The organism is Prevotella sp. HMSC073D09, from assembly GCF_001814145.1.
GTDB classification, from domain to species: Bacteria; Bacteroidota; Bacteroidia; order Bacteroidales; family Bacteroidaceae; genus Prevotella; species Prevotella conceptionensis.
The window spans coordinates 85,540-92,876 of record NZ_KV815149.1; the positions used below are offsets into that span (position 1 = coordinate 85,540).

Consider the following 7,337-nt stretch of genomic DNA (forward strand, 5'->3'; position numbering starts at 1 on the left):
TTTAGCACCAAAACGCACTGCATTTAGCACCAAACGCACTGCAATTAGCACCAAAACGCATTGCATTTAGCGGCATATTGCCCTGTGTTTAGCAGCAAATAGCACAAAAACTGGTGTAAATGACGGTCTTTTTAAATAAATATTCGTTTTACCCGTATGCACAACTACCCCCATTTTGCATCAAAACGAACCTTCGCGAGAATCGATTTTTTGCGGCAAGGTTGGCGATTGGTGGACAGAAAGGGTACTCATAATGTTAAAATTTATGCTGAAAAGTTGACAAGGGGCTAAGTTGGCAAGAATTCAAGTTGACAAGTTAACGAGTTAACGAGTTGACAAGATTTTAAGTTAATGAGTTAACAAGTTGACGAGTTAACAAGTTGACAAGATTACGAGTTGGCAAGTTGACGAGATTTTAAGTTAATGAGTAGACAGGTTAACGAGCGTGTTGGTTCGTGAGTGTTTAAGTTTTTGAGTTGATGGGTTTGTGATTTTTTGAGTTTGTAAGTTGATGAGTTGATGTATTTGGGCGTTATTGGGTCTTCGTGAGTTTATAGGCCAGTGAGTTGATTTGTCCTGCCCTTTGTATATGAGCGGAGAGCTTATCTTGGTTTTGCAACACAAAGACAGCAAGGGCCTCGCGTTATAGAAAGATTAAAAATCAAGGCTACTTCTCTGACTTCTACTTTAAGTAATGGTCACGGTTAATTGGGTTTTAGACTCGCCAACTGGTCCATTTGCGTATTCAACAGCCAATTGTTCGTTCATCTTTCCGCATCAATGTCATTACAATATTTAAATATCATGAAAATAAATTAAGGCTTATTGCAGGGTATTTATTTATTTCCTAACTTCGCAAATGAGAGCGCTGCAAGTGTGCCATTAGGCTATTTTATATGGAAATCGGACATTTTGAGAAGAGAGAAACCGCGCATTAGACGCAAACCAAAGAAGAACAGCGCAACACAAAACTGTAAGAAACTTGTTGTTTTGATTTGTTTTTACTGGCCAAGCACGCCCAAGCGCATGAGCAAATGGGCGAGTTAGTGGCGTTGGAGTGTTGTGAAAGCGAGTAAAAACATCTAGGGATAATTTGCCAACCCTGGCAAACCTGAGACATATCGCCCTTACGCACACCATCGTAAAAGACCATCTTTCGGCCGTAAGCGTGCGGCCTACGAAAGCCTAAATTATGTGTGTTCGTGTTTTATTGGCGACTTTGAGTTTTGTGGTTTCTCGTATTCAACCCACATACTAGCTAACTCGCCAACTCAATAACACACGAACTTGCTATCTAAGAACCTAACATTATTATTTTAACCTAAAAACAACTTTCGTATGAGGAAAGCAGCATTAGCCTTCGCCACAGCACTTACTGTTGGCTGTTGGGCGCAAGTTTTCAACGTCGCAAGCCTTGTCCCTGTGGAACTTCCGTCGGATGTGGGGAGCAAGGTGGTGGCAATTAGTGGGCAAGGAGATTTTCTTTTGCTCACAACCGACAACAACAGCGGACTTACTAAGCTAGACCTGAACACAGGGAAAGCCCAAAACATTACGCAGGCAGCAGGTGCCGGCTACGATGCGCGTGTGTCGCCCGACGGCAAACGCGTGGTGTATCGAGAAAATTCGTTCACGCCTGGCCATCTCCGAATGGTGTCGTTGCGTAGCATTAACCTAGAATCGGGACAGCATAAAGAACTAGTTGCCCCCACGAGAAGTTTGCAAGGGGTGGCACTAAACAATCAAGCTGCCCTACCCGTTACGCGTGGACAGGTGGCAGCCAAGGGGTTTGAGGGCAAGGCTTCGGCCAAGAATGCCGTGGTGTTAAGCATCAACAACAGGCAACTGATGATTTCGCGCAACGGCAAAACCAGCAATCTCTCGCCCAATGGTAAGGATAAAAGCTATCTATGGCCATCGCTTTCGCCCGACGGAACCAAGATTTTGTATTATGTGGGGGCCGAAGGAGCATTTGTTTGCAACCTCGATGGCAGCCATGTAAAGCCGCTTGGCATGATGCGCGCACCCCAATGGTGGGACGATTCCACAGTAGTAGGCATGTACGACCAAGACGATGGCGAGTTTGTTTACGCATCGCGTATCGTGGCCACCAACCTCAAAGGCGACAAACAGACGCTTACGCCCGACTCGCTCATAGCGATGTACCCCAAAGTTTCGGCTCAGGCGGGCAAGATTGCATTCTCAACGCCCGAGGGAAAGGCATATATCATCAACGTAACTAAAAGCCAACAGCCATGAAGAAGATATTACTTTTTATAGCAATGGCCTTTACTGCCCTTGCGCAAGCACAGACAAAAAATGCAAGCGAGCTGCGTATCTACCTCAATCCTGGGCATGGATGCTACGGACCTAACGACCGTCCGATGCCTACCATACCTTATCCCAACCTGCCAGAAACAGGTAGGCCAGATAAGAAAGGCTTCTACGAGTCGTCTACCGTGCTGATGCGAACCCTCCCTATGGTAGACAAGCTGGTGAAGATGGGCGTTAAACGCGATAACATCATGCTTTCGCGAACAGAGAACGGCCCGTATCCCTATGTTACTGGTAACCCAGAGAACGATAAATACGACCGACCATTGTCGGAGATTTGCGAAGAGGTGGATGCCAACAACATGGATTTCTTTATCTCGGTACACTCTAATGCCGCCACCGATGGAGGAAACACCAACTATCCACTTATTCTTTATCGCGGCAGAGATAAAGAGGGCAACGACCTAGTACCAGGTAGCCGAGACATGGCCATCAAGATGTGGGGACCCCATTATATGGACGAACTGGACCCGCAAAGCTATTACAGCCGAACGGACATGAACGTTCGGGGCGACATCTCGTTCTATCATAGTTCGTCCGTTCGTAAAGGTAAACATGGTGAATACGAGGGTTATCTAGGCGTTTTGAAACATGGTGTGCCAGGATTTCTTATCGAAGGCTATTTCCATACCTACCAACCTGCTCGGCATCGCGCCTTAAACCCCGACTATTGCAAGCAGGATGCCATCAGGATGTCGCGCGGATTGGCCGAGATATTTAACCTCCCTGGCGAAAAAACGGGCTACATTATGGGTACGGTGAAAGACCTTCACGAGCGTATCGTCAACCCCGTTTTCCACTATGCGCCGCGTACCAACGACCAATGGCTACCCCTGAACGGGGCCACCGTAACGCTCTTTAAGGGCGATAAGGCCGTGAAAACCTATCAAGTAGACACGCTTTACAACGGTATCTTTGTGTTTGAAGACCTTGAACCAGGCGAATACACCGTGCGGGCCGCCCTTAAAGGCTATAAGGAACAAGGCCATTTCACTGCCGATGCCACTTCTACCGAGTATCAAAAACTCGTGGCACAGAGCATGGAAAAGCTGGTGGTAAAGGCAAATCAAACGGCTTATACCAAGCTGTACCTTGAAGTTGAGGGCTACGAACCGCCTGCCGACACTTACGTTAATTATCCCGACCCCGTGCAACCGGCCTACTTAACCATGCCAGAGGCACTGAACATGAAGGCAGAAGAGCCTGTTACGCTGGCCATAAAGGGCGAAGTTAAGCGTGCCATCACGCGCGAAGGCAAGACCGTTATATTGACCAACGACAACGGAACGCCTCTGCTTTACTTGGTGAACAACGCCACGAGGAAGATAGAAAAGCAGCTGAGCACCAACGGACTGCCTGCGGCCGAAACCGACAACAAGGGTTTTCACAGCCGTTTGAACGACATCGCCTTTACCGCCGACGGACAATTGGTGGGCGTAAACAGCGTGGAATGCCAGTTTAACGATGGAGAAGTGGAAACGGACAAGGGTTACAAGCGTGGCACGTTGCGCATCTTTAAGTGGCAAGACATGGATGCCAATCCCATTGAGTGGCTCACAACGCAAAGCTCGGCCAACTTCCTTAACGCCGATATGGGCAAGACGGTGGCCGTAAGTGGTGCTGCCAAAAGCTGCAAAGTGATTGTTGGTGGAACCAATGCCAATGGTGTTGCCAAGGGGGTGAGAAACTTAGTGCTCTATGTTGAGAACAACACCATCACCTCTTCGCTCTTTACCGAGAAAACCATCAACGCCAGCAGCAACTTCACCGAGGTGAAACTGGGCAACGATTACAAGCTGTGCGCATCGCCCTTTGCCGACGATCAGTGGATGGTAGACGGCAGCGTAACCTCGCCGATGGAGTTTAAGCCCGCAACAACATCTAATGTAGACAGCGAGATACTTGGCCGTTTGCCTGCCGACATATTGGGCAACGAGGGCGATGTGGCTGCTGCATCGGGTGCCATATTCTTTAAGTACGCCAAGCATACGCTTTTGGCCACGCCTTATCTCAAAGATGCGAAGGTGGCCGGACTGCGCCTTTTTGACGTGAGCGAGGGTTTAGAAAAGGCCAAATTGATAAAGGCAACCACGCTAAACCTTGCCACGCCACTAGAAAAGGTGGGCTTTATGGCTGCCACGGCCACGGTGAAGGATGCCGACATCACCCTTACGCTCATTACCGACAGCGTGCTGACAAACTTTACCACCAAGGGTGTTGCCCAGCCCGCAGTGAAAGGTGTGTACGCCTACAACCTGCGTTTGGCACAGGCCGGCGAACGTTACACCTTCTCGTTTGATGCCAACGACGAACCCACAGCCGCTAAACTGGTGTTTACTGATGCCAAAACAAACGCTGCCGTGGGCGAACTGCCACTCAATGGCGTAAAGGCTGGCCACAATAGTTTCGACTTTGCCACCGACTTGTTGCCCGGTGATAAGCAACAGGAGTTGAATTGGGCCGTGAGCCTAACGGGAAATCGCATAACAAGCATCAACCGCATTAACCCCGAAGCGGCTTCCACAACCTACAATCGAGCCACGGTGGCCATCGACAAGAGCACTGAGAGCGACTTCTTTGGACGTATGTATGTGGGCGAAGCCAATAAAAAGAAACTCGAGGTGACGGGTATTTACGTGTGCGATGCTAATGGCGTGCGCACCAATGCTGCCCCATATAAGGGCGGACAAAAGCTGATGGGGAATTACAGAATGAGTGTTGATGCAACAGGTAAGCTCTATATTGCCGAGTTTAGCGACGAAAATCCGGGCGTGTTTATTGCTAACCCTGCTCAGATGGACGGCAAGTTCGAGCAGTTCTTCGTTGGTCAGCCTGATGAAGACGGACTAATCACCAACGATGGACAAAGCGTTGGCTCGTCGGCCTCGATGGTTTTGCCAACGGGTAGCGGCAGTAATGCCAAGCTATACGTTTGCTTAGAAGACATGAAGGCGGCTATTGGCGTGTACAACATTGGACAACCCGACGGCTCGGTGCTTACATCGTGGAACAAGGCACCTAGTCAGACGCTTAAAGTTAGCGGACTAATCAATGCCGACGACAACCTGGCAGCCGGTCCTGATGGTGGACTTTGGGTGGTGCAATATCGCGGAGCAGGCAACAACACCAAGGGTGTGCCTTCGCTGATGTACGTAGATAAGGACGGAAAAGTAACCTTTAACTCTGGCAATGCCGATTGGGTAGAGAACCTCAATGGGTCGCGCAGGTCGGGATTTGCTGTTAGCGACGATGGAAAGACCCTCGTTATATGCGATGGCAGCTTGGCATTGCAGTTCTTCAACGTTGCATGGAACGGCTCAACGCCCACGCTTACCAAGAAGTATAGCTACGAAGGTTTGGGCAAAGAGATATACCAAATGGCCTTCGACCCCGCAGGCAACTTGGTATGTGCCGGCAAGGAGGTTTGCATCTTGAGTATTCCCACCGAGCATAACCAAACGCTTACGCCTGCCAAACGCTCCTTAACGGTGAAACGACAGCCCACAACAGCTATTGAACAACCCGCCGCAGGCAAGCGCGTGGTTAGCATCCGCTATTACAATGCAGCTGGTTTGCAGTCGGCACAACCTTTCGAGGGCGTGAACATCGTTGTTACTACGTATGCCGATGGTAGCAAGAAAACCGAGAAAGTTATTCGTAAATAGCGACTTGAAACGTTATTATTAATGCCTGTAAGCGTAATTAATATCGCCTAGAAGTGTAATTAATATCGTCTCGAAGTCATAATTAATATCGCCTAGAAATGTAATTAATATGGTCTAGAAGTGTAATTAATATCGCCTATAAGCGTTATAAATACCGTCTTGAAATTTATCATTGTCCCACCCCAGCCCCCTTTCGAGGGTAGCATGGGGTGGGCTTTTTTGTGGCTTAAAGCCAATCGGTGAATGGTTAAACCCAATCGGTCGTTAGACCGCTTACCTATTATTTTAGGTTGTTTCCATCGCTTCCTGTTCATCTTTCGTTTGCTTGTCGGCATCTTGCCTGTCTTATTCTCTTGACGTAGCCCGCTTCGTCTTCAATAATAAGTCAGACAATATGCTCAACAATACACAAAATCTGCACAAGCTCTAACGGCCGATTAGGGTTAAAATGGTAAATATGTTTTACAAAACATATTTTTGTGGCTGCCACTTCTAGACAAACAAACCTGCCAAAACATATAAAAATGCGCTAAAGAGGAGAAAAGTGTAGCTGACATAGCGCACTTATTCACCCCGATTCTTGCTATTTACTATGCTTTTGCATTTCTCTTTGAAGAAAAATTGTCCCAAATTTGGGTTCGAAACAACATGAAAATTCGGTTGAAACATTTGTGGTTGTAATGTGTTTTGCACCAAAACGCATTGCATTTAGCATCAAAACGCATTGCATTTAGCACCAAAATGCAGCACATTTAGCAGCAAATAGCTCCCAAGCAACATGCAAATAAATTATAACTGCTTGCTAATAAGTTATTTATCTTTTATCGGCTAAAAGCCACTTGATGACTTTTAGCCGTGCGTATAAATATGCTGAAAGCCCTGATAAAACGTTAAAAGAAAGTATATTCTTGCGCTTTTATAGATAAATGCCAGTAAATCAGTGTGTTATAAACTTCTGAAATACGCGCGTAAATTCGCCCTGTGTCTGGAAATTTCGCACCGATGGCACTCATGATGTTAAAATACGGTGCAAATATTTTACATTTCATTGGCTTTGTTCTGCGCATGGTGCACCCGTGTTCTAGATTTTTATAGTCAAACAGAAATGGATTTGGAAAGTCATAGGTGCATCGTAATCAAACAAAATGTGCTCCTTTTCTTTTGCGTGAAGGTTTATTGATGCCATGCTACGCACACCTTGCATTCTTCTAACAACTATTTTCCAACAGCAACTCTGTTTGACTATAAATGGGCACTTCTTATAGTCTTTCACCTCTCCTATCTTGTCTGTTTTTAAGAAGAAGACCTGCATTTTGTACCATTTAGCCTTTCTAGTTT

The 7,337-nt window shown here is 47.0% G+C and carries 3 protein-coding genes; 2 read left to right on the plus strand and 1 reads right to left on the minus strand.

Annotated features, from left to right (window positions below; all coding sequences use genetic code 11):
• Positions 1–1,338 precede the first annotated feature (1,338 nt).
• Together HMPREF2955_RS14420 and HMPREF2955_RS14425 are read left to right on the plus strand one after the other, a co-directional pair.
• Positions 1,339–2,259, plus strand: coding sequence for a TolB family protein (locus tag HMPREF2955_RS14420; RefSeq protein ID WP_070724082.1), 921 nt, complete (start codon positions 1,339–1,341; stop codon positions 2,257–2,259).
• On the plus strand, positions 2,256–5,999 hold the full coding sequence (locus HMPREF2955_RS14425; protein WP_070724083.1) for a prealbumin-like fold domain-containing protein: 3,744 nt from the start codon (positions 2,256–2,258) through the stop codon (positions 5,997–5,999). Before HMPREF2955_RS14420 ends, HMPREF2955_RS14425 begins: the two co-directional genes overlap by 4 nt.
• A 1,081-nt stretch (positions 6,000–7,080) precedes the next feature.
• Here HMPREF2955_RS14425 and HMPREF2955_RS16695 read toward each other — a convergent pair.
• Positions 7,081–7,337, minus strand: a 257-nt coding sequence (locus HMPREF2955_RS16695) for a hypothetical protein (protein ID WP_210401334.1), incomplete at its 5' end; no start/stop codon positions are given.